Annotated in this window: 1 protein-coding gene; it reads left to right on the top strand. The window is 76.1% G+C overall.

What is annotated here, in order from left to right:
* Positions 1–201, top strand: a 201-nt coding sequence (locus tag QWJ41_RS22000; protein WP_302710625.1) for a hypothetical protein, incomplete at both ends; no start/stop codon positions are given.

The following is a 201-nucleotide window of genomic DNA, read 5'->3' as shown; positions in this document are numbered from 1 at the left end:
GGCGGCCGACGAGACCGAGGTCAGCCTCCCGGGGCGGCTCGTGCGGGTCGCCGAGCGCGCGGCCCGGGCCGCGTGGGCCCAGCAGCGCGTCGACGTGGTCTCGCGCGAGCACCCCATCGCCACGACGCTGACCGAGCGCGACGTCACCGAGATCGTCGGCTTCCTCGACGCCATCCGGGTCGGCTCGCTGCTGTTCGTGCC

This window comes from Nocardioides cremeus (assembly GCF_030518195.1).
Lineage (GTDB): Bacteria > Actinomycetota > Actinomycetes > Propionibacteriales > Nocardioidaceae > Nocardioides > Nocardioides cremeus.
This window is presented reverse-complemented; position numbering and strand designations above follow the sequence as displayed.